Annotated in this window: 22 protein-coding genes, 1 tRNA gene and 1 pseudogene; 10 read left to right on the forward strand and 14 right to left on the reverse strand. The window is 33.4% G+C overall.

What is annotated here, in order from left to right:
* Positions 1-18 precede the first annotated feature (18 nt).
* Positions 19-92, forward strand: a tRNA-Thr gene (locus tag ACP7AV_RS12370).
* Between the two features lie 132 nt (positions 93-224).
* Positions 225-689: a hypothetical protein gene (locus ACP7AV_RS12375; protein ID WP_426064939.1), complete on the forward strand. Its 465-nt coding sequence runs from the start codon at positions 225-227 to the stop codon at positions 687-689.
* 127 nt (positions 690-816) lie between these two features.
* Here the strand turns inward: ACP7AV_RS12375 and ACP7AV_RS12380 are convergent, their stop codons facing one another.
* The 10 genes from ACP7AV_RS12380 to ACP7AV_RS12425 all read right to left on the reverse strand — a co-directional run bounded on the left by ACP7AV_RS12380 (position 817) and on the right by ACP7AV_RS12425 (position 8,968).
* Complete coding sequence (locus ACP7AV_RS12380) at positions 817-1,527, reverse strand: DUF4369 domain-containing protein (protein ID WP_426092213.1); 711 nt, start codon at positions 1,525-1,527, stop codon at positions 817-819.
* 199 nt (positions 1,528-1,726) lie between these two features.
* A complete protein-coding gene (locus ACP7AV_RS12385) occupies positions 1,727-3,589 on the reverse strand; it encodes a peptidase M61 (RefSeq protein ID WP_426092214.1) in 1,863 nt (620 codons plus the stop codon).
* A 54-nt stretch (positions 3,590-3,643) separates the two neighbouring features.
* The gene (locus ACP7AV_RS12390) at positions 3,644-4,591 is read right to left on the reverse strand and encodes an alpha/beta hydrolase (protein ID WP_426064935.1); all 948 of its coding nucleotides are present in this window, start codon (positions 4,589-4,591) and stop codon (positions 3,644-3,646) included.
* 1 nt (position 4,592) lies between these two features.
* A complete protein-coding gene (locus ACP7AV_RS12395; RefSeq protein WP_426092215.1) occupies positions 4,593-4,937 on the reverse strand; it encodes a hypothetical protein in 345 nt (114 codons plus the stop codon).
* Positions 4,938-5,002: 65 nt separating this feature from the next.
* Complete coding sequence (locus ACP7AV_RS12400) at positions 5,003-5,281, reverse strand: DUF2805 domain-containing protein (RefSeq protein WP_426064933.1); 279 nt, start codon at positions 5,279-5,281, stop codon at positions 5,003-5,005.
* Between the two features lie 119 nt (positions 5,282-5,400).
* Positions 5,401-6,228 carry a sterol desaturase family protein gene (locus tag ACP7AV_RS12405; RefSeq protein ID WP_426092216.1) on the reverse strand — a complete coding sequence of 276 codons (828 nt, stop codon included), beginning with the start codon at positions 6,226-6,228 and terminating at the stop codon, positions 5,401-5,403.
* A 45-nt stretch (positions 6,229-6,273) separates the two neighbouring features.
* Entirely contained in the window at positions 6,274-6,882 is a 609-nt protein-coding gene (locus ACP7AV_RS12410; RefSeq protein ID WP_426092217.1) for an alpha-ketoglutarate-dependent dioxygenase AlkB family protein, read from the reverse strand.
* A gap of 4 nt (positions 6,883-6,886) precedes the next feature.
* Entirely contained in the window at positions 6,887-7,240 is a 354-nt protein-coding gene (locus ACP7AV_RS12415) for a DoxX family protein (RefSeq protein WP_426092218.1), read from the reverse strand.
* Between the two features lie 68 nt (positions 7,241-7,308).
* Positions 7,309-8,205 carry a DMT family transporter gene (locus ACP7AV_RS12420; RefSeq protein WP_426092219.1) on the reverse strand — a complete coding sequence of 299 codons (897 nt, stop codon included), beginning with the start codon at positions 8,203-8,205 and terminating at the stop codon, positions 7,309-7,311.
* A 361-nt stretch (positions 8,206-8,566) separates the two neighbouring features.
* Positions 8,567-8,968: a DUF2721 domain-containing protein gene (locus ACP7AV_RS12425; RefSeq protein ID WP_426064929.1), complete on the reverse strand. Its 402-nt coding sequence runs from the start codon at positions 8,966-8,968 to the stop codon at positions 8,567-8,569.
* A 168-nt stretch (positions 8,969-9,136) separates the two neighbouring features.
* On the opposite strand from ACP7AV_RS12425, the gene ACP7AV_RS12430 reads away from it, so the two are divergent.
* Both ACP7AV_RS12430 and ACP7AV_RS12435 read left to right on the forward strand, forming a co-directional pair.
* Positions 9,137-11,245, forward strand: a complete 2,109-nt coding sequence (locus ACP7AV_RS12430; protein WP_426092220.1) for a TonB-dependent receptor domain-containing protein — start codon at positions 9,137-9,139, stop codon at positions 11,243-11,245.
* A gap of 308 nt (positions 11,246-11,553) precedes the next feature.
* Positions 11,554-11,772: a hypothetical protein gene (locus tag ACP7AV_RS12435; RefSeq protein ID WP_426092221.1), complete on the forward strand. Its 219-nt coding sequence runs from the start codon at positions 11,554-11,556 to the stop codon at positions 11,770-11,772.
* Positions 11,773-12,989: 1,217 nt separating this feature from the next.
* On the opposite strand, the gene ACP7AV_RS12440 is transcribed toward ACP7AV_RS12435, so the two are convergent.
* Positions 12,990-13,907, reverse strand: coding sequence for a LysR family transcriptional regulator (locus tag ACP7AV_RS12440; RefSeq protein ID WP_426092222.1), 918 nt, complete (start codon positions 13,905-13,907; stop codon positions 12,990-12,992).
* Between the two features lie 87 nt (positions 13,908-13,994).
* Between ACP7AV_RS12440 and ACP7AV_RS12445 the strand changes: the two genes are divergently transcribed.
* From ACP7AV_RS12445 to ACP7AV_RS12470, 6 genes are all read left to right on the forward strand, one after another.
* Positions 13,995-15,431: an NADP-dependent isocitrate dehydrogenase gene (locus ACP7AV_RS12445; RefSeq protein ID WP_426092223.1), complete on the forward strand. Its 1,437-nt coding sequence runs from the start codon at positions 13,995-13,997 to the stop codon at positions 15,429-15,431.
* A gap of 282 nt (positions 15,432-15,713) precedes the next feature.
* Positions 15,714-16,016, forward strand: a complete 303-nt coding sequence (locus ACP7AV_RS12450) for a hypothetical protein (protein WP_426092224.1) — start codon at positions 15,714-15,716, stop codon at positions 16,014-16,016.
* The gene (locus tag ACP7AV_RS12455; protein ID WP_426092225.1) at positions 16,009-16,845 is read left to right on the forward strand and encodes a DUF6671 family protein; all 837 of its coding nucleotides are present in this window, start codon (positions 16,009-16,011) and stop codon (positions 16,843-16,845) included. The genes ACP7AV_RS12450 and ACP7AV_RS12455 overlap by 8 nt, the downstream gene beginning before the upstream one ends.
* A gap of 3 nt (positions 16,846-16,848) precedes the next feature.
* Positions 16,849-17,808 (forward strand): L-threonylcarbamoyladenylate synthase, encoded by a 960-nt coding sequence (locus ACP7AV_RS12460; RefSeq protein WP_426092226.1) that lies wholly within the window; start codon positions 16,849-16,851, stop codon positions 17,806-17,808.
* A 3-nt stretch (positions 17,809-17,811) separates the two neighbouring features.
* Positions 17,812-19,164 carry a dihydroorotase gene (locus tag ACP7AV_RS12465; RefSeq protein WP_426092227.1) on the forward strand — a complete coding sequence of 451 codons (1,353 nt, stop codon included), beginning with the start codon at positions 17,812-17,814 and terminating at the stop codon, positions 19,162-19,164.
* A gap of 36 nt (positions 19,165-19,200) precedes the next feature.
* A complete protein-coding gene (locus tag ACP7AV_RS12470; protein ID WP_426092228.1) occupies positions 19,201-20,166 on the forward strand; it encodes a sodium-dependent bicarbonate transport family permease in 966 nt (321 codons plus the stop codon).
* A gap of 264 nt (positions 20,167-20,430) precedes the next feature.
* On the opposite strand, the gene ACP7AV_RS12475 is transcribed toward ACP7AV_RS12470, so the two are convergent.
* From ACP7AV_RS12475 to ACP7AV_RS12485, 3 genes and pseudogenes are all read right to left on the reverse strand, one after another.
* Complete coding sequence (locus ACP7AV_RS12475) at positions 20,431-21,729, reverse strand: erythromycin esterase family protein (protein WP_426092229.1); 1,299 nt, start codon at positions 21,727-21,729, stop codon at positions 20,431-20,433.
* A 363-nt stretch (positions 21,730-22,092) separates the two neighbouring features.
* A pseudogene (locus ACP7AV_RS12480) lies at positions 22,093-22,647 on the reverse strand (REP-associated tyrosine transposase).
* A 144-nt stretch (positions 22,648-22,791) separates the two neighbouring features.
* Positions 22,792-23,349 (reverse strand): DUF4738 domain-containing protein, encoded by a 558-nt coding sequence (locus ACP7AV_RS12485; protein ID WP_426092230.1) that lies wholly within the window; start codon positions 23,347-23,349, stop codon positions 22,792-22,794.
* Between the last annotated feature and the right edge of the window lie 155 nt (positions 23,350-23,504).

Below are 23,504 nucleotides of genomic sequence, written 5' to 3' on the forward strand. Positions count from 1 at the left end.
TTGCACCCGTAATGAGTCGCCAGCGTAGCTCAGTTGGCTAGAGCAGCTGATTTGTAATCAGCAGGTCGTGGGTTCGAGTCCCTCCGCCGGCTCTTTAATAAAACCATCCCGTCAGAAGCGGGATGGTTTTTTGTTTTTGGTAAAAATGAGAAATGAGTTCTACTTTTATTGAATGTCCTAATTTTTTGGTTAAATTTGAAATCTAACCTTTAACCAAATATATTATGGAAGAGCATTCAGTTGTTGAAAGTTTCGATTTGAAACTAAGTGAGTCTGCAAAAGACTTTTTGAAGGAAACCGCAAAGTGGGCCTATTTTTTATCCATTTTGGGTTTCATAGGAATAGGTTTTATTATTTTTGCGGCATTATTTGCCGGGACACTTTTCTCAAGCATGAGCAAGATGAATCCTGCAATGGGAGCCATGGGATCTTCTTTGGGAATCGTAATGGCTTTTGTTTACTTTTTGATTGCGGTGCTATATTTCTTTCCGGTATATTACCTGAATAAGTTTGCCTCAAATACTAAAAGAGCATTCAAAAATAATAACTCCGAAACCTTGACTACTTCTTTAGAATATCTAAAATCGCATTATAAGTATATAGGAATTATGACTTTGGTTGTTTTCGCTCTTTATTTTTTAATATTTATCGGGATGATTATTGCAGGAATGTCATTTAATAATGCTTAATTAACTGTATCTGCTTAATGATGCCAAATGTTTTTTATTCGAATATTGAAAACATTTGTATGATAAACCAAAAAACCATCTTGTTTGTATCAAGATGGTTTTTGTTATTTGTTGTAAAAGGAATCGTTTATTTTTGATTTTTAACTGTGGTAATATATTCCGTTAGTTTTTTACCGTACAGGGATTTTGCTACTTTTGGAGACATTGCTTTTTGAATTGTATCCAAGTATTTTACATTGATGTCATAAATCTCCGATAAGGCAATATAAGGTGATACCTCGAATTTTCTGTTATTTAATGCAAAATTAGTAGCAAATAAATATTTTCTTTTGATATTAGAATCTTGTTTTGCACCCAGACTGTCAACAGCTTTAGTGTTTTGACTTTTGATTGCATTGAATTTTTTTTCAATCAGCGAAAGATTCTCATTTGTAAAACGGGAATTGATTTTTTTATACTCTTCGTATATTTCCTGATTTTTTGATCCGGTAATTTTGGCGTCAGATAAATAATGGTCTAAAGTGGTTTCGATAGTGATGTTACCCGGTTCAGCAAAAAAAGGCAGGTTGTTGTCTAAAGAATTGCTCACGCCTCGGTCCAAGAATAAATAAAGCATCTCTGGTGATTTGAGATCAAGATCGCTTTTGAAAGCAGCACTCCCATCAATATTGATTGTGTCAATGGCTACCAATGTTGTATCAAAGATTCTTTGAATGTACAAGGTCCCTTTTTTTAATCCTTTTATATTTCCGGTAATGTGTACATTGCCTTTAGATTCATTCTGGCTGCAGGCGGATAACAATAGGAATGCAACGAATGCAATAATAATTTTTTTCATGTGTAGTTAAAATTTGTTTTGGATAAGGAATTGCTATTCTGTTTGTAATTTGATTGGAACGATTGCGATTTAATTGGCGTTTCTATTTTGGCGCAAAATAAAGAAAATTGTTGGAAAGATTTTGGTAACGCATCCAAATTTTACAAAAAAAATCCCAATCTAATTTCTAAATTGGGATTTCTTAAAATTATTGTAGAAGTTATACTTTGAACCAAGCTTCTTTCAACGCTTTTTTTGTCGCATCAGTTGCTCTAAGGCCTTCTTTTTCTTCATAAGGAAATTTTACTTGTCCTTTGATAATTTGTTCTATGCCGTCACGTTTTATTTTAATTGCGATAGCATCATTTTCTTTCCAGTTTTGACTTTCCATAATCATTTCATAAATGTTGTCTAATGAATACGGTTTGTCATTTATGGATACTAAAATATCACCTCCTTTTAAACCCAAATTAGTGTAAAAAGCGTTTAACTCCATATTTGGAATTACAAAGATTTCTTTTGTTTGTTGGTTTACGGTAATGTATGGCGTTTGCCCTTTCAGAAATACATTTCCCGGAACTTTTTCAACGGATTTTGTAACACCAACTTTAGCCAGATATACAGTGTAAGGAATTGGAGTTGTACCAGAAACATAAGTAGTCAAAAAATCGCCCACTTCAGGATATGTAAATGACGTTATTTTAGCAAAAAGTTCATTGTCATTAAATGGTTTTGATACACCATATTCATTGGATAATTTTTGCATCAAATCAAGAATTCCTCTTTCGCCCTTACTTTTTTCTCTGATGATGATATCCAAACACATTCCAATCAATGCTCCTTTTTCATATACGTTCAAGTATTGAGCTTTGTAAGGTTCTGTCAACACATTTGCACTCATTGTAGTGAAAGGCATCGTGTCATTCATCGCATTTGCATGTTCAATTTTTTCAGACATACGCGTATAAAACTCCTCTTCCGTAATTAATCCTTGATTAATCTGAAAAAGATTGGCGAAATATTCCGTTACACCTTCATACATCCATAAATGTTCTGACATTTTGGGCGTATTGTAATCAAAATACTGAATCTCTTTAGAATGAATCGTTAAAGGAGTTACGATATGGAAAAATTCATGTGAAACGACATCTTTCATTGATTTAACCAATTCGGATTTAGGCATCATTTCCGGTAAAACAACTGTCGTAGCTGTAGGATGTTCTAAAGCTCCAAATCCTTTTGCGTCGGTAGGCGTCATGCTTGATAAATACAGTAAAACAGTGTATTTTTTAGTAGCATTAATTTTTCCTAAAAAAGTTTTCTGAGCGATCATCATTGTTTTCATCTCCGGAGTGATGCTTTCGGCAGTTACTTTTCCAGTAGGAGAATACACGCCAATCAAGATTTCCATGCCATCCACAGTGAAAGTAGTGTAATCTGGTTTAGCATACATAACTGGATTTTCAACCAATTCAGCATAACGCATCGTTTTAAAAACATCATTGGTCGCACTTGCATCCAAGTCGGTCATTGAGGTCGCACCCCAAAGCATTTCAGGATGCGAGATGCTTACGGTGTAGGCAAAATCTTTTTTGTCTTGAAAATATCCCACAAAACCATGCATGTTTAGCATAAAGTTTTTACCAGCATCTATATTTGTTCCAGCAGGAGAGAAAATATCATTTTGACCAAAACCGCCGCCTTTTTCAGTATCGAATGTATCGTTTACCAAATAAGTGATTTTTACCAATGATTTCGCATTCTTGATATTCCAAGTGTTATCATCGGTTTTTGTCGTGGCAAGTAGGTTTCCTTTGCTGTCAAAAGCTTTGAAATCTTCGATGTATTTTCCGTAATCATCTACTGAATAGGTTCCGGGAACAATTTTAGGAACGCTGTACGTCACATCTTCAGTACTAATTTTAGGCGATGTAATAGTGACCATAACCTTGTCATCTTTTACTTCGTTCAAATTAATGGCAACGTTTACTTGTTCTTTTTTAATAGCAACAACGGCCGGGTTTGCAGTTTTACAGCTCCAAAGAATCGAAGCAAATGCCAGTGAATAAAGTATTCTTTTCATTTTGTTTGTTTTATTTGTTGTTGTTAGTCTTCTCAGTTGTACAATTGTTACAGCTTAAAGTGATTTTACAAATGTTGTTATGGTGCTCGTTAATTTTGTAGCAATTGGTATATCAGGATTAGAATAGGATTTCATGTTTTCAGCGTCATCTCCGTTAATAACTTTAAAAATATGATTCATATTTTCGATCAAAACGAGTTCAGCCTCGGGCTTTGCTTTTTTTAACAGTTCCGCTTCTGAAACAGCTACTTGTAAATCTTTGGTTCCGTTTATTACTAATACCGGCATTTGTAATTTTGCAATTTCAATTTGTGGGTTGTATTGTATCCATGAAATCATGTAGGACTGAATACTTTCTCTAAAAATGGAAGCTAACATCGGATTTTTTAATTCAAAAGTTTTTCCACTTTTAAGGATATCGAGATTTTTTTGTGTTTCTTCTTTTAGAAAAGGCGCTTGTTTCGTAATCTGATCTACTAAAACGGCGTCAATAGTTCTTCCCGCTCCTGCCAATGAGATAAAAGCGTCTGCTTTTTCATTCGCGGCAATCATTCCTATCAAGGAACCTTCGCTGTGCCCTGCAATTATTATTTTGTTGTATTTTTTTTTATTTTTAAAAAATAACAAAACGGATGTCGCATCGGTAATGAAATCATCAAAAGTTAGCGCTGCCTCATTCACGGTTTTACTTTTCATTTGAGCAATGATTCTTTTATCATAGCTAAAAACAGCAATATCATTTTTTGCTAATGCTTCGGATACGTATTTTAAAGAGTTATTGGTTAACCCTTTTTGATTGCCATCTCTATCTGTAGGTCCTGAACCAGCAATAAGTATCACAAGGTTGGTTTTCTTATTTTGTTTTAAAGGCGAATACAGCGAACCATTTATCAATGGATTTACAGCAATTTCTTCTTTATTAAAAGATTGAACTACAGTTTCTGTTTGGGAATAACTTAATATTGAAAAAAACACCATCAATAGGAATAATAATTTCTTCATTTTATTTTTCATTTAATAAGTTCATTATCATTGCAGGATTTTCAACTTCAATGATTAGTTTATTATAATAGGAATCTTTGAGTTCGACAATAATTGCATTTTTTTTATTGCAAACATCCCAAAAATTACGTTTTCCTTTCTTTATGTAAGTTCCAGCAGTAATTACCCATGGTAATTGGGTACCTGGCATTTTCCAACCAATCCAAAAAGTAAACTCATCATTGCTTTGATACGCTCTGATGATTTTATTTTTAGGTACTCTAATCTTATTTTCTAAAGCCCAAAATTTGTGACTTCCAAGAATGTTAAAGATAAATTCGTTGTCTTCTGATGTAATTACAACCATAATTGAGTGGGAAAAAAGTTAATTGTTTAAAAACAAAAACTCCCGGATATCAGGAGTTTCATTCTTTAATCTAATTTATTTTTTATATAGTATTTACCATCCAGATCTTCATCAAAATTATCAATCTTAACGGGTTTTGGTTTTGGTTTGTTGGCAGTTGCTTTCTTTTTCCACATTTCGAATTTTTCTGCGGGCATCTTCTTTTTCATGATCTCAAGAATCTCTTTTTCTGCTAGACCATATTCTTTTTTTATGACTTCAAAAGGATTTTTTTCTTCTAAAGCCATTGTAACAAGTTTTTCTGTTTGCTCCCAGTTCAATTCTTTTCGGTTACTCTTTTTCATCACGTGAAAATTAATTCAAATAAGTTGTTAATGATTAATAAATTTCTTTTCTAATTTGATATCAATATTAAGAAAAAAAATAATTAGATTTTCTCAATTGGACATTTTTTTTATTCTTTTTACTTGTTTTCTTTTAAAGCGGCTTTTTTAAAGGGTATTTTTAATAAATTTTTTAATTCATTGTGTTCCTCAGGATTCAGATGTGTATCGATACCGTAAATGATATCTTCTTTAGGCAGCGTCATGAAAGTCCCGAAAAGCCTGTCCCAAATTGAAAAAATATTTCCATAATTACTATCCGTATACGGTAAAACATAATGGTGGTGAACTTTGTGCATGTCCGGAGAAACGATAAAATAACTTAAAAAAGTATCTACCTTTTTAGGAAGAGAAATATTTGCGTGATTGAATTGCGTAGCCACTACAGATAACGTTTGGTACAGAAAAACCAGCCACATGGGACTTCCTATAATTAAAACACCGATTGCCGTAAATGCGAAGCGAATTACACTTTCTCCCGGATGATGCCTGTTCGCTGTTGTGGTGTCAATCCAAGTATCTGTGTGGTGGATTAAATGGAAACGCCATAAAAATTTGGTTTTATGTTCCACTAAATGTACTAGATAGGCACCAATCAAATCCAATAAAAGCAATCCGACTAAAGCGTAAAGCCACAATGACATTTCAGGAAGCCATTGTAATATTCCAAAATTATTGGCAATAGTCCAATCAGCTGCTTTCAATAAAATAAAAGCCAAACAAAAGTTGACAAGAATAGTCGTGAACGTCATGAAGATGTTAATACCCGCATGATGCCATTTTTTGTACGTGAAATTAAATAACGGAAAAGCATTTTCAATCAGCCAAAAAAAAGTGATTCCGCCCACCAGAATTAAACTTCGGTGTGAAGAAGGAATCGTAGAAAAATAAGTAACAATAGCTTCCATGATTTAATTATTTATACCAAATCTAATAAATTTTTTAGAAAATATCTATTTGATTACCCGAAAAGTAGCATTTATTCTGGGACCAATGGATTTTGCGGTTTTTGGAATTTGATGTTTCCAGAAATGTTGTGTGGTTCCTTTCATTAGAAGTAAACTTCCATGTTCCAGAACGATGCTTTTTTTCTGGTCTTTGTCCAAATTATGTTTCAGCTGAAACGTGCGTTCTACGCCAAAACTTAACGAAGCAATTACAGGATTTATCCCTAATTCTTTTTCGTTATCGGCATGCCAGCCGTTGCTGTCCTTTCCGTCGCGATACTGATTGAGTAAAACAGTTGTAAAAATTGTATCCGAAACTTTTTCGATTTCCGTTTTCAGCTTTTGCAAAAGCAAATTCCAAGGATGCGGCTCCATGGTTATATTCGAATAGGAATAGGGTTTTCCTTCGTTTCCAAACAAAGCAGTCAAGCGCGGCTGCGGATGAATTTTTCCATACACCCGAATTTCATCGTGTTGCCAAGGGACATCTTTTATTAATTCTGCAAAAAGAAGATCGGCTTGCTCTTTGTCAAAAAACTGAGGATAATAAATAATATCAGCGTCCGGCAAGTCAAGAAAGATGTGGTTTGATAAGGATTCGAAAAGTGATTTCACAGCTTTATGTGTATTGGTAATCCCAAAAAATGAGAACTAATTGTAAAGGCATTCGCAAAAGCAAAACCCATTTAGGCAAACCCATTCTTGCTTTTTCATCGAAATACATATACAAATGCGTTGGGAAAACTGCAATTAATAACGCGATTACTCCCCATGCAGCGTAGCTTGAAAGTTCAGGGATGCACAATGCAATTCCCAAAATTATTTCCGCTAGACCGCTTACGTAGTTTAGTAATTTTGGATTCGGGAAAGAAGGAGGAATGATTTTCAGGTATAATCTCGGATTTCTGAAATGGTTTAATCCTGCAATAAAGTAAACGAAAGCCATCACATATAAATGCCAAGGTAAATTCATAATAAAGTTATTTGATACGAATTTATAAAATTTTTAATGAAATAAGTGCAAATGTTTTTAAATAGAAATTAAGTCGTTTTCTTAAAATTCACATTCATAATCACAATTGCCAAGATGATTAAAATAATTCCAATCCATTGGATTAAACTCACGTTTTCACTCAAAAGAAAGTACGCCATCAGAACTGAAACCGGAAGTTCCAGTGCAGATACAATGCTTCCCAGACCAATTCCGGTAAGAGGGAAACCAGCATTGAACAACAAAGGTGGAATTATAGTTCCAAAAAGCGCCAGTATTATTCCCCATTTCATGAAAATTTCAAAATTGAAAGGAGTAGTTTGTGTTGCTATTGCAAATCCGGTTACGATAAAAGCACCACCAAGGAGCATGTATAAACTACGTTGCGCTGAGGAAACGTGCGTTGCCAAACGATTAGCGGTAAACATGGTTGTGGTAAAGGAAGCGGCGGCCATAAGTCCTAAAACGATTCCGCGCCAGTCTAATTCTGCTTTGCTTTGTATAAGATTTGTGGCAAGTGTCGTTCCAAATAAAATTATAATTACCGAGATGATTTTTTGAGTGGAAGGGCTTTTCTTTTCTAAAATCATTTCGAATAAAACCCCCATCCAAACGGTTTGCATCAGTAAAACGATAGCAATAGAAACGGGAATGTATTTGACCGCCAAATAATAAAAAATACTCGTCATTCCGAGCGAAGTTCCCGCCAGCATTAGTTGAGTAATGTTTTTCTTGGAGGCTTTTATAACGTCATCTCCTTTTTTAGCTTTTTGGAACATGTTGATAAGCAGCATTCCCAATATTCCATACCCAAATTGTGCAATGGTTACTTCCGGAGTAGTAAAACCTTCTCCATACGCTATTTTTACTAAAGTTGCCAGCATTCCATAACTCGTTGCGCCAAGACCTACCAGAAAAACTCCTTTTAGTACATTATTCTTTATCATTTTTTTTCAATTTTAAAAAGCGGGCAAAGATAAGGTTTAGTTCCTTTTATGAGTTATAAACTAGAAGTTAATATTTAAGACTTTAATTCTGTTATGAATATTAGTCGCAAGGAGGGGATTTAAATTAAATCGATTGGATTCTCAGGTGAATGCTGGGTTTATTTTAATCCGTTGCGTACAAATCAGGTTTTTTTAATACATAGAAACATAGTTTTTATACATTTCTATCAAGACGTTACACTTAATTGCAGTAAATCATTGCATTGTGAACCCAATAATTGGGCTATACCAATCTTTTTTTGTATGTTTCTATGTGTTTATTTTTTATATTTTTTCAAATTAAAATAATTGTTCCAACGAGTTATTTTACTTCTTGATCTGCTAAATCGCTTAAATGCAATCGCAATGCGTTAACGGAAATACTGATTTCCCAAAACGATAATAATAATGATATTAATAGTGCTAATAAACTTAGTCCGAAAAGGTAAATTCCAGCCGTTTGTTGTTCCAAGAATAATAGCAGCATTGCAAAAACAGATAAAAACAGACTTAAAACTCCAGCCATTTGCATGTTGCGAATCAAAGTTAAGCGTAAATTCAGATTTTTAATTTCCAATAAAATCACATCATTTTGTTTTTCCTTATACGTTTTTTTTAAACTTCTTACGATTGTGGCGATAGTCAAAAATCGATTGGTATACGCCAATAAAATCAGCGAGGTTGCACCAAAAAGTAAGGCAGGAGTTTCTATTTGTAAAATCATTTTTAATTTAGTTTTGAATTGTAATTTAAAACGAATTGCAAAGTTCGTTATTCTGTATTAAAATCGATCTTGTAGTCTTATGAAAAATAACAATTTTCTAAAATCAGTTCGTTTTTTGGTAACGTTTAGAAGCTTAGTACTACTAAAAGAGTAACACAAATAGAAACGATGAAGAAGAATTATTTATTGAGTATGTTTTTTTTAGGAGCAATATTCACACTCTCAGCTCAAGAAGAACCCAAAAAAGCAGTAGAACTGAATGAAGTTGCAATTGTAAAAACTAAAAAAGCAATTGAACAGAAAGCGGATAGAACTATATTTGATTTTTCCGGTCAGCCCAGTTTAAATTCCGGGTCGGTATTAGAAGGGATCAAAAAATTACCTGGACTTATCGCTTCAGATGTTGCCGGGATGATGTATCAAGGCAAACAGTTGGATGTTTTTATGGACGGAAGACCGCTTAATATCACCTCAAATGAATTAAATTCTTTTCTGGAAGGAATGCCTGCGAATGCAATTGAAAAAATTGAAATCATCACACAACCAGGGGCAGAGTTTCCTGCGACTTCGGGCGGTGCGATCATGAATATCATCACCAATAAAAACGCTAAAAATTATTTAAGCGCCACATATACGAATAGTACTAATTTTACTAGTTACGACCATTTGAGATGGAGAATCAATAATAGTTTGTTGTTAAGTGCTAAGAATAAATATTTTGGATGGCAATTGAATGTTGGACAAAATTATAGAGAATCTGCCGTGTGGACTTCACTGACTACAAAAGAAAACAATACGACTTCGATACTTTCCACTACTGAAGCAGATCGCTTCGGCCGTACTAATTTTGCAAAATCCGCACTGACGTTTGATATTGGCAACGACCGTTTATTATTTAATTATGATGTAAACTACAGCAATAATAATAGCAATACATTAGGTAATGGTCCCGGTTTCAGTACCAATGATGATTCCTCTACAGATGCTTTACGTCAGGATTTTGTTGTTACTTTCCAAAAAAAGTTTGAGGATAAATCTAAAAAATTAGACTTCAAATTTAATTACAACAGTAATCAAAATGATTTCACACTGAATTCAAGAACAAATAACATTGCCATATTAGATAATGCTTCAACACAGCGGTTGTACAATGCTAAATTTGATTATTCGCAACCTATTGCATTTTCTGATGAAGGGAAAATCAGCTTTGGAGGTTTGTATGAAGCGCTTCTTTTTGAAGCCCAAAACATGCAAATTGTCAATCTGGATTATCAACGAAAAACGGCATCAGCTTATGGAGAGCTACAATCAAAATTTGACAAGTTCAATTTTATTGTGGGAGGTAGAGCCGAGGATTACAATATTACCGGAAAAACCAATACCGCCGATTTAATTCCATTTAAACAATTCCGTTTTTTTCCAAATGCCAGCGCTCAATATAATTTTAGTAATTCGGTTTATTTTAACGTGAATTACAACAAAAAAATAAGTTTGCCAAGCACTTCTGCTCTAAATCCAAACAACACTAATTATCAAAATCCAAATATAGAGTACTCTGGAAATCCTAATTTGCAACCTACTATTTTTGATAATTATGAAGCAAAATTAAGTGCTTTTGATTACGCTTTTATCGGTTATAACGTAAGCTCTGCTCAAAATCAGGTAATCAACAGAGTGTTGCTTACAGATAATGTTGTGGCAAATACAAATATAAATGTTCCTCGAATTAAAATTCACAATTTTAATGTGGGAATGCCTATTCCATATATGTTGTTTACAGAAGGACTTAAAGAAACCATGAAAATGAATATTAATCCGGATAAAATGAACTTTTTGTATGTGTACACAGCGTATCAGTTTCATCAAATTCCTGAAATTGAGACCAATGGTTTCTGGATGTTTAATTTAATGTCTCAAATTTTGTTGCCAAAAGACATCAAGTTTGTAGCTAACTTTAATTACATTATGTCGAAGGGGAATTATTTTTATTTCATAGCAGAGAAGCCTTTTAACAATACGCTTGATTTAACGTTTTCTAAAAAGTTTTTCAAAGATCAATTGTCGGTTTCCATTAGTGCAGACGATATCCTTAATTCCAACCGATTTGTATTTAGTTCTGTTGGCACTCCTTTGTTATTAGCGAATAAAAATGATACGCGTCGTTTTGGGTTCAGTATAAATTATAAAATTCCAACCAAAAACAAATTGGCAAAAGAAGATCTTAATTTATTAAATAAAGAGAAAAAAGAAGAAGGAGGAAATATCTTAAATCAATAAAGATATTGTTTTTAATTTTGGATAATTTTAAACCATAAAAAACCGGCAAGTTTACGCTTGCAGGTTTTTTATGGTTTAAAATTTTATCAAAACTTTTTTTACGTTAACCGTTAAAACTCCCTTGAAACAGATATTAATATGTTTTTGCTAATTTTATTGTATCTGCTATTAGTCTATTTCACTTACAAAGTAAGCAAAATTTATCGTAAAAAGACATATTTAAGCAAAATTTACTTATCGAAATTTATTGTAATAAACAAAAATTCAGACAGCTGCTCAAGAACATATTTCAAAATTAGATAAAATAAATGGAGACATTTACCAGTGGTATTTATGAGTTTATTATTGGTTTTGTTTTATTGACAATTGGTTATTATGTTGATTTTGGAATGAAATTCAAAATCAAAGAAATGGAAATTTACAATCGGCTGATTCCGGTTTCTACTATTTTTATCTCTATTCTTATTGGTATTTTATTATCTACTTTCTTTGATATTTTTGTTTTGATGCAGCTCGAATCATCTTAGTTTTCATCGCTAATTTCCAGACATTTCTTATCAAATAATATTAAAATGCAATAATTTATCGGATTATTTATGGGTACAATTTCGTTGTGTGTGTTACCTCAATTGGCTTCTGTTTTTTACCAAACTTCTTTTCTTTTAACACTTTTGACGGGCTCTCTTCTTAAGTTTTTTTGTTTCGGATGGTCTTATTTTAATATGCTTAGCTATTTAGGTATAAATATGAATATTTTAAATGTCATAAATGTAATTAAATAGGAAATTGTTAGAGAAATAAATCTGTTGTATCTGCAAAATTGAAATGTTTAAAAAAATCTGTTTTACAAACATTCCAAAATAAACCCAGATAAATTTTAAATCAAAATCATAAGTCCATTTGAGACAGGTCATTTGAAAAGAGTTAATTATAAAAAACTGTTAAATATTGCCATAAAACCTATTTTTCTTGCGGTTATTGGTCCAACTACCTGTTTGAATTGGATAGACCAACTTGGGAAAATAGCAAAAAAATTAGCATTACCAATATTTACTTCTACGGATTCTAGGACTTTAAAGTCTAAAAAAACACAAGTAAATGAATTTAATTTTGAAGAATTTATTGACTTATGCTATAATCAGATTTTTTTTTAGTGGGGAAAGGAGGATCAACTGTCGTTAAAAGAATCATTAGATCAATCTGGATTATTTTTATCATTAGTTGACAATTCTTTTAATTTGACAATTCTGATTCAACAAGTTGAAGAAATGGATCTTCTTGAAATTTATAACTTGTTACAATACAAAAAAGGGAAGCTAAAAATCGTAAAGGAAAAAGTAGTTGTCTTATGAAAGGAATTGTCTCGCTTTAGACAAAAAGCAAAATTGCAAAGTAAGAGTTAAAAGGAGTTTTCTATCACTGGGTGATAAATCATTATTCCGATAATTTTGAAATTACAACTGCTGAAGTTGAGGTAATTGAATATCTGAAAGCCTATAAAACTGTAGAGGGAACTATTTATAAGAACGAAAATGATCTTACATAAAAAACAGAAAAATAGAGAATTTTCAACGGTAAGCGAGATTTTGTGACTGTTTTGTTATTTTGCCAAGTGTACAATAATCAAAAGCGTTTTTAAGACGGTAATACAATAGTGTAAACTAAAAAAAATGCCAGAGTTTCCATCTGCAAAATCATTTTGTTCAAGGTTTATGTTTGTTCCTGTAATGATTAAAGTAATTTATTACATAATCCAGTTAAATTTTTGCTCGATAATTCTCGTTTTTTCTAGTTCAATAAATTTGATATACGCTTTTGCTACAGGTGAAAATTTCTTGCCTTTTAGCCAGATTAAATTCCAGTTGGATTCAATAGGTAAGCCTTTGACTGGAATGATTTGCAGGCTGCCGTTATTGAGTTCGTTTTTTATACCAATTATGGGCATTATAGAACATCCAAGTCCTGCCAATACTGCTTGCTTTACCGCTTCGTTTGAGGTGAGTACCATTTTTTTTGGAACCGTTAGCTGGTTATACTCTATAAATTTTTCCATTATATATCTGGTTCCAGACCCTTGCTCGCGATAAATTATTGGTAAATTTTCAATGATTTTTTTATCCTGAATTTCATTCCCTATTTGCTGATCAATGTTGGCAACAAGGTAAAGAGTATTGGGCATCAATTCTATTTTTTCAATTTGTAAGGTTTCTGGTAGAACGGAAACTAAAGAAAAATCTACTTCATTATTTTCTAAATTTTTTAACACTTTTGTTTTATTGGTTACATCAAGTAGTAATTCGACACCTTGATTTTGTTTTAGAAAGTCAGATAAGAAATAAGGTATTACATATTTGCCGGTTGATACAACGGAAATTTTCAATCTTCCGGTCAGTTGTCCTTTAAATGCCATTGTTTTAAAATTAATCGCATGCACTTCGTTTAATATTTTTTCCGCAGCAATAGCAATTTCTTTCCCAAAATCGGTTACGTATAATTTCCGTCCAATTACTTCTGTGAGTGGAACATCAAATTGGTCTTGAAAATTCCTTAACTGTATAGATACTGCGGGCTGGGTAAGATGCAGTTCTATTGCCGCCTTAGTGATACTTTTATTTTGCGTAATTTTTAGAAATACCTGTAGTTGGTGGAGCGTGTAATTCATAAATAATTTTAATGTTTATCATTACAAATATAAATAAAAATTTATGGATAGCTCATTTTACCTTTGAAGAAAATAAATAATAAAGATATGCAAAGAATAACAATCGCGAAAGGAGACGGAATAGGGCCTGAAATCATGGATGCTACTCTGAAAATCATCAAAGCTGCGGGAGCGCAGCTAGAATTTGATGAAATTGAAGTTGGTGAAAAAGTGTATTTAAAAGGTAATACGTCCGGAATCGAAAAATCGTCTTGGGAAACGATAATTAATAATAAAGTTTTTCTTAAAGCTCCGATAACGACTCCTCAAGGCGGGGGCTACAAAAGTCTGAATGTTACAACCAGAAAATTCTTAGGATTGTATTCTAATGTTAGACCATGTATGAGTTTGCATCCTTTTGTGGAAACAAAGCACCCTAAAATGGATATTGTCATAATTCGTGAAAATGAAGAAGATCTATATGCTGGTATCGAACATCAACAAACTGATGAGGTTATCCAATGCCTAAAAATTATCAGCCGTCCCGGGTGTGAAAAAATTGTTCGCTATGCTTTTGAATATGCCAAACAGTATGGGAGAAAAAAAGTGACTTGTTTCACGAAAGACAATATTATGAAGCAAACTGACGGATTATTCCATGAAGTGTTTGATGAGTTAGCTAAAGAATATCCTGAAATTGAAAACGAGCACTGGATTATTGATATTGGTGCCGCGAAAATGAGTGATACACCCGAAAATTTCGATGTCATAGTGACTTTAAATTTATATGGAGATGTGATTTCAGATATTGCCGCGCAAATTGCAGGCTCTGTGGGATTGGCAGGTTCAGCTAATATTGGGGAAGAATGTGCCATGTTTGAGGCTATTCACGGATCAGCACCGAGAAGGGCTGGACAAAATGTAGCGAATCCGTCGGGATTGTTACAAGGAGCAGTAATGATGTTAAATCACATGGGGCAAAACGAGGTAGCCAGTAAAATACAGAACGCATGGTTAAAAACTCTTGAAGACGGTATCCATACGTACGATATATTTAAAGAAGGGGTAAGTAGTTTAAAAGTTGGAACTGCAGAATTTGCGGATGCAGTTATCTTAAATTTAGGGCAAAAACCGAAACAGCTTGCTGCGGTAGATTATAAAAATGGTCAACCGCTACATCTACCAAAATATAAGAAAAGACCAGCTGCTAAAAAAGAATTGGTCGGTCATGATGTTTTTGTGCATTGGAATGGAACTGAACCTGATGTATTAGCAGAGATGCTTAAAAATATAGGAACTGTTAACTTAAAACTGAATATGATTACCAATAGAGGAATTAAAGTTTGGCCAGAAGGATTTAAACAAACATTTTGTACGGATCACTGGAGATGTCGTTTTAAAGCTGAGGATGGCAAAAGAGTTAGTAAGAATGAAATTATTCAATTGTTACAGCAATTTATAGACGCGGATATTGATAGTATCAAAACTGAAAATTTATATAAGTTTGATGGTAAAATTGCATTTTCATTGGGTCAGGGTCAATAAAAAATGATTTAGCCACTATTTATTTGAGAAAGGATATTTTATTAAATAGGGAAAGAATTTAATAGGAGTAGGTTTTTGCTAGTCTTTTCGCTAAAGAAAAAAAAATAATTATTATGAAAAATAAAAATATTAGTTTGTTCATTGGAGCGATATGGCTCATCTGTGGAATCCTCTTGACTCTCCTTGAGCCTAAAAACATCTTTTTTACTTTGTTTTTGGGAATCGGAATATTTTTTACTACTTACAAATTACCAAAAATTCAAAAATTATTATAAAATAGCTATGGAAAAAGAATATCAATTTAAGCTAGTTGAAGGTCAATTCGCACCATCAGAAGCCGGTAAAGTACTGTTTTCGTTAATCAATAATAAGATTAATTATCATAATTTAGAAAAATTTAGTAATCAAATTCGATTTGAAGAAGACAGTTCGCATTCAAAAACAAGGCTCGAAACTCTTTCTGAGGCCTCAGATTATATCAAAGATCTCATCAGCGAAGCATCCTTAAAAAATATGGAGCTAAAAATTGAAGGTGTGATTCAAATAGTACTCCTACCCAAAAGCAAAACAGAAGTGGATGTTTAAAGACAGGAAATTGCTTATTGCAACTAAACATCACAAAGAACAGGTGATTGCTCCAATTTTTGAAAAAGGTTTAGATGTTCACTGTTTTGTTCCTGAAAAGTATGATTCGGATATTTTTGGCACTTTTTCAGGCGAAGTGGAGCGAAAAAACACGGCATTAGAAACGGTTAAAGCTAAATGCATGGCGGCAATGGAAGAATTTGATTGCGATTTAGGAATAGCCAGTGAAGGTTCCTTTGGGTCACATCCTTCTATTTTTTTTGCGCAGGCCGATGATGAGTTTTTAATTTTTATCGATAAAAAAAACGACTTAGAAATCATTGCCAGAGAACTCAGTTTGGAGACTAATTTTTATGGAGAAAAAATCCTTACTAAAGAAATGCTCTTGGATTTTGCAAACAGGATTCGATTTCCCAGCCATGCCATAATTTTGAGAACCGAGGCGGAGGACTGTACTGCGATAAGTAAAGGGATTACTGTCATGAGTCAATTGGAGGATACTTTTCAGCACCTTATGAACGTATATGGTAGTGTTTATGCCGAAACCGATATGCGTGCCCTGTACAACCCCACTCGTATGGGTGTGATAAAAGTAGCGGCACAAAAATTATTGGAAATTATAAAAACCGAATGTCCCAGTTGTAAAACTCCAGGTTTTAGTGTGACAGATATGAAACAGGGCTTACCTTGTTCCTGGTGTTCAGCGCCCACGCGATCTACCTTGAGTTTTATTTACAGTTGTAAAAAGTGCTTTTTTAGTTCTGAAAAAATGCATCCCCATCAAAAAATAACCGAAGAACCAGGATTCTGCGATTCCTGTAACCCTTAAAATATGAATATAATCAGTAGTTCGATTCCAAAAGCTGTTGCGCTTTTAAATCAGGAGCAAATCATAGGAATTCCTACCGAAACGGTTTATGGTTTAGCCGCCAACATTTACAGTTCGAAGGCGGTAGAGCGCATATTTGCTATGAAAAAACGACCATTTTTTAATCCATTAATTGTTCACATAAAATCGGCAGCTTCTCTTTCTGAAATAGCGAGAGACATTCCTGAAAAAGCTGCCTTGTTAGCGAAAACTTTTTGGCCGGGACCTTTAACTTTGGTTTTAAAAAAGCAAATTGCCATTCCGGATTTAGTTACCTCTGGTAAAGATACAGTAGCAGTCAGAGTTCCAAATCACCCTGTAGCCTTAGCACTATTGAATCAAATAGCCTATCCTCTCGCGGCTCCAAGCGCTAATCCTTTTGGCTCTATTAGTCCCACTACGGCAACACATGTCGCCGGCTATTTTGAAGAGGTGTTGCCAATGGTTTTGGATGGAGGAGCTTGTCAAAGGGGAATAGAATCGACCATCATAGGATTTGAAAACGGAGAGCCTATTTTATATCGCTTGGGTTCTTTGGCAATAGAGGATATTGAAGCAATTGTAGGATCGGTAAAAATAATTACCCATGATGATATCGCTCCAGCGGCACCAGGAATGTTTTCTAAGCACTATGCGCCTTTGACATCGACTTTTTTGACAGCTGATGTGAAGAAGAAGCTGATAACGTTCCCGGATCAGAAAATAGGAGTTCTAGTATTCCAAAAAGGAATTGATGATCCAAAAATTGTTCAACAGGAAATTTTATCTTCAACAGGAAATCTAGCAGAAGCAGCTTCACAATTGTATGCTGCTTTGCATCGATTGGATAATTGCCATCTCGACTGCATTATAGCGGAACGATTTCCAGATATTGGCTTAGGCAAAACGATAAATGACCGGTTAAAAAGAGCCACGCAAAAATAAAATATGGATACTATTATAAGAAACGCAACTGTAGTTAACGAAGGTCAAATACGTGTTTTGGATGTGTTGATATCAGCAGAAAGAATTGAAAAGATAGCTCCATCGATTGTCGTAAACCCAGCTAAAAAAATAATTGAAATTGACGCAACTGGACTTTATCTGTTTCCAGGCGTGGTTGATGATCAAGTTCATTTTAGAGATCCCGGACTAACTCATAAAGGCTCTCTTTTCTCGGAATCTGCGGCAGCTGTGGCTGGTGGCATCACCTCCTTTATGGATATGCCCAACACGATTCCCAATACGCTGACTCAAGAGTTATTAGAAGAAAAATACTCGATGGCGGCTGAAAAATCAATTGCTAATTATTCATTTTTTATGGGAATTTCTAAGCATAACTTGGAAGAAGCTTTAAAAACAAATACCGAAAATGTATGTGGAATTACGGATGATGGGCTTTATTTTAATAATGATGAGGGGATTTTAGCCAATTATCCAGCATTTTTGGAGCAACTTTTTTCAAGAACCGACACGTTGGTGGCTTTGCACAGCGAAGATGATTCACTGATAAAAAAGAACACGGAGGATTATAAACGACTTTACGGAACTGAAATTCCTTTTTTTTATCATTCCCTTATTCGGGATGAGGAAGTTTGCCTAAAAGCTACCAAAAGAGTACTTTCTATTGCTGAAAAATACCACACTCGCTTACATTTATTTCATATCTCAACTTTGGCGGAAGCCAAATTATTTGATAATACAATACCTATTCGAGATAAACGAATCACCGCCGAGGCTTGTGTCCATCATCTTTGGTTTTCAGACGCCGATTATGATAGACTGGGCTCCAAAATCAAATGGAATCCCTCCATAAAAACAGAGCAAGATAGAAAAGGTTTACTGCAGTATTTGCTCAATAACTCAATAGATATTATTGCAACGGATCATGCTCCCCATACTATTGCCGAAAAAGCAGGGAATTATTTTCAGGCACTTTCAGGCGGACCATTAGTGCAACATGCTCTTTTAGCACTGTTAGAATTATTTCATCGCGGCGAAATTCCTTTAGAGAAAGTAGTGGAAAAAATGAGCCATAACGTAGCCGAAATATACAGAATAAAAGAACGAGGCTATTTAAGGGAGGGCTATTTTGCCGATTTAGTTTTAGTCGATTTAAGTAAAAAACAGGAAGTAACTACAGATTCTCTTTTATATAAATGCAAGTGGTCTCCTTTTTTAGGGCAGGTTTTTACAAGTAGCATCAATTCAACTTTTGTAAATGGAAATTTGGTGTATGAAAAAGGACTTGTAAAGACAGATATAAAAGGAAAAAGATTGCGATTTGAAAAGATAAGATAATCAAAATGTTTAAAATAATTTTAAAATAATTAAAATATGAATCTTAGTTTATTACTGGATAATTTAACTAATCCAGCCTTATTGTTTTTTGTGTTGGGAATTATAGCAGTCTACGTAAAAAGTGACTTAGAAATTCCCGAGAATACCTCTAAATTTATATCGCTGTACCTGCTTTTTTCCATTGGTTTTAAAGGCGGACAGGAACTAGCGCACAGTCACTTTACTGTTGACATACTTTGGTCTATTGTTTTTGGGGTATTGATTGCGGTATTAATTCCATTCTATACATTTTTTATTTTAAAGAAAAGGTACAGCATTGAGAATTCCGGTGCCATAGCCGCCGCTTATGGATCTGTGAGTGCAGTTACTTTTGTAACGGCCATCTCTTTCTTAGAAATTCAAAATTACAATTTTAGCGGCCACATGGTTGCTGTTATGGCGCTGATGGAAGCCCCTGCAATCATTATTGGAGTAATTTTAATCCGATTATTTAGTAAGGAAAAAGTTCAGAAAACTAAAATGAGTACGATTGTTAAACACTCGTTTACCAACGGAAGCGTACTCTTAATTCTTGGAAGTTTGGTTATCGGGTTTTTGGCCAGTGAGCAACAGGCTTTAGGAATTAAGCCATTTACTACTGATATTTTTAAAGGGTTCTTGGCTTTATTTTTATTGGATATGGGAATTGTTAGTGGACGAAAATTAAATGATTTTTTCAAAAGTGGCTGGTTTAGCGTCTTTTTTGCTGTTGTTTTCCCATTGCTAAACGGGTGTATTGTTGCTTTTTTAAGTCAATTCGTTACCAATGATGTTGGGAATCGTTTTATTTTTGCTGTCCTGGCGGCGAGTGCTTCTTATATTGCCGTTCCGGCCGCGATGAAAATCGCCGTTCCAAAGGCGAATCCAGGGATCTTTTTACCCATGGCTTTAGCGGTAACGTTTCCTTTTAACATTACTTTTGGAATGCCCATTTATTTTTCAATTGTGCTGTATCATATTTAATGAGGTGCTACGCCAAATGTTTATAAACTATCAATCAGATTTAAATCCACACACAGAAGAGAAATATCGCTTTTAACTCATTACTATCGCTAATGTCCCGCTCGTGCCGATAACAATTTATAGTTTTTTACTCTTGAGAATGTGTACGAGCGGGATGCTCGCGCTAGTTGGGGCGATTGGGTTTGCCAAATTATCCTAAATACAGAACCAACAATAGTATAAGTTAATTGCCCAAAAGCCGTTGTAATGCCTATTGTAAAACGTTTATTTCGTAATCAAAATATTAGTTGGAAGTGTAATATTTTTTACAAAGATTAATCCATCGTACATTTCTGAAAACTTTTTTTGATAAAGATGATTATTTTTGAAATTGAAACCTCCACCACCTGCAACTAGTTGTTTATTTTTCCCTTTAAAGAAATTGGAGGAATTACCATCCAAAGCTTTAGACATATCAATAAAGTAAATTTCGTCCTTTGCTTCAATAAGTGTTTCGGCATAAGTTTTGGTAAATGGTTCACTTAATTCAAATTTTTTCCAACTGGGTTTTTCGTCCTTGTTGGAAAAATAACCAGCTAATGTACCGGTGCCAAAGTCAAACCCAACACTATAATAATCGTTTTTATAATATTCTTTCAAATGTCTGCCTAAATTATAAATGTTTCGTCCGCTATAATTTCCAGCTTGCTTATTATTAATATGTTCGTTATGAGCCCAAATAAAAGCTTTTCCATTTTTTGATTTATTTTCTACTATCCATTTAGCATTTTCAAACATTAGCAAATCTCTATCTTGACTATGATGATTTTGTACATAGTAAGTATATTTTGATAAATAATTCAAGGCTCTTATTGCTAAATTGAACTCATAAATATTCTCGTTTTTAATACCTTTTCTAAAATCAAATAAAATACTCTCAATTTTATTTAGCTTAGGAATTTGAATGTCTGCCCAATCAGTTTTTCCAGAGTATTTCACTTCTTTTTCTACACAATTGTCAACTACTAAAAGAAGTTCTTCACTTATAGGAATATTATATTTTTTTACTAAATTTTGTATTTCCTGATTGATTTTTTTCACGTCTTGAATGTCCATACCATAAAAACGAATTTGCTCGTCCTTAGTTTTATTAAGGTTATAATTTCTCATCCATTCCAAAAGATTGACCACTTCTTTGCAATACCAAAATCCGATGCTAAAATTGTTGGCAATAGTTTCTGCATTTCCTTTTCCACCACTAATCCATTCATTTATTCCAGCTTCTGAAGTGTATGAATCCTCAATAATAAACACTTTGATGCCTTGGTTTTCAACCAGATATTTGAAGAATTTAGCCTTTATATCGAAAAATTCTTTTCCTTGATGAGTAGTTTCTCCGAATCCGAATATTTTTGCATCAGCAAACTTTTGAGGGATGTTATTACTGAATATAGTAAGGTTCGTATCTGGATTTGCATCTTCAATTTTAATTGCATTTTCATTAATCCAGTTTACAGCTTTTTGATTTTGGGCATATGTTTCAAATAATAGAAAAAATGAGATGGCTGAAATAAATATTTTCATTTTTAATGTTTGTTTAAATGTTTTACAACTTGCTTATATTTATGATAGAATCATGCAAAGTCAGCCAATTTTGGGTATATAGGTATGATAAACTACAGACTTTACTGTATTTCAAATATATAAATAATTCTTTACAAATTATTACTTAATTATTCTTTTTGCTAAACGAAGTTATAACAATAAAATGCTGTCAATACCCCGTCAGCGCGGATTTGCAATCCGTGTCTATTCCAATGATCAATTAAATATGTTTTACGATTCTTATTTTGAAATTTTAAATTGTGGATTTGCTTTTTCCGATTGTTCTTATTTAAAGACAATCGTTAGCGCAGTTTTGCAAACTGTGCCCATTTCAATTGGCAACTAAAATAAATCTAATAAAACCACCTCTAATTCATTTTCTAATGCAGCATAATTTCTTGCAGAACTGAAATAATAATCTTCCGTCATCGTTACAATTTTTTCATTTACAGGATTGTTGTGTATGTAATCCATTTTTTGTCTAATAAATTTATTGCTGTAAATATGTTCTGCATGATAGCCGTTTTGCCAAACTTTGTATTGTTGTTCTTGTTTTAAATGCTGACGAGCTTTTTTAAAATAATCCAACATCCATTCTCTCCTGCTTTCCGGTTGTTCAATAATAGCCTATATAATTTTTTTAGATGTATATTTTTTAAAATCGCGCATGACATCGGATAGTATAAAACCGTTTGTTGCTTTGCAAAGCAGATGAATATGGCTGTGCATAATACAATATCCGTAGATTTCTAAGTCCTTTTGATCTTGACAATAGTGTAACGCTTGTATAATAATTTGTTTTTGATTTAATCGTGTAAAAATATCTACCCAACCCATTGTAGTAATAGTAATAAAATAAGCGTCTTCGGTTGTTGTGGCTTGATACTTTGTAGACATTTTTTGTATTATTTGTATTGTTTGCTCACTATTATGGGCACAGTTTGCAAAACTGCGCTAACTAATTATGGTATATCGGCGCGATCGGTTTTCATTGTTGGTGCTGCGCACGCAACGAAACCCTAACTGTTATGGGTTGCTTTTTTAGTCTTCATCTTCTTCAGTTTTTTGAACAAAAGTTAGTTTTCTTTTTGTCAAATCAAAATAATGATAAAAGTCCATTGTATAGTCGGTTTCTGGTTCCGTAATTACTCCAAAAAGTTCAATTTTTTCTTTGTCTAACTTGTTAAACCAATAATTATGAAAAATTGCAATGTCCATAAATCCTTTGTCAGCATATTTCGAAAACTGTTTTTTTGTAAATATAGTGTCTAAAAGTTTTTGCGAATTTTGTTTAATTGTCAGAGATATTTCAGCGTCTCTGTATTTGTCAATTTGCTTGTTACCATCTTCTTCATATTCATTGATTACGTGACTGTCAAGGTCTGTTCTTTTAATAATAATTTGTATCTTCCTGTCGGCTATTATTGTGTCAAATTTTACAGTTCCCTTTGTTTCAGGAACGAATTTTTCTGATTTCTTATTAACCAATACCACCGCAGAACTGTCAGCAGTTTTAATTATCGTTGTTTTCTTTTCGGTCTGTGAATTACAAGCAAAAAGTAAGAAAGCCAAAATTAGAATCAATATATTTTTTCTCATATGTATCGTCTGTCCTTTAAAGTAACCCATAACTTGTATATACCCGTTACTCTATAGCCAGTATGCACCCAAAATTGGGTAGATTGTCGCTATTAAATAGCGGTTTAAATACAAATATATAAATAATCCTTTACAAATTATCAATTGGTTAGTCC

Origin of the sequence: Flavobacterium sp. DSR3-2 (assembly GCF_049896525.1) — a bacterium.
Classification (GTDB): domain Bacteria; phylum Bacteroidota; class Bacteroidia; order Flavobacteriales; family Flavobacteriaceae; genus Flavobacterium.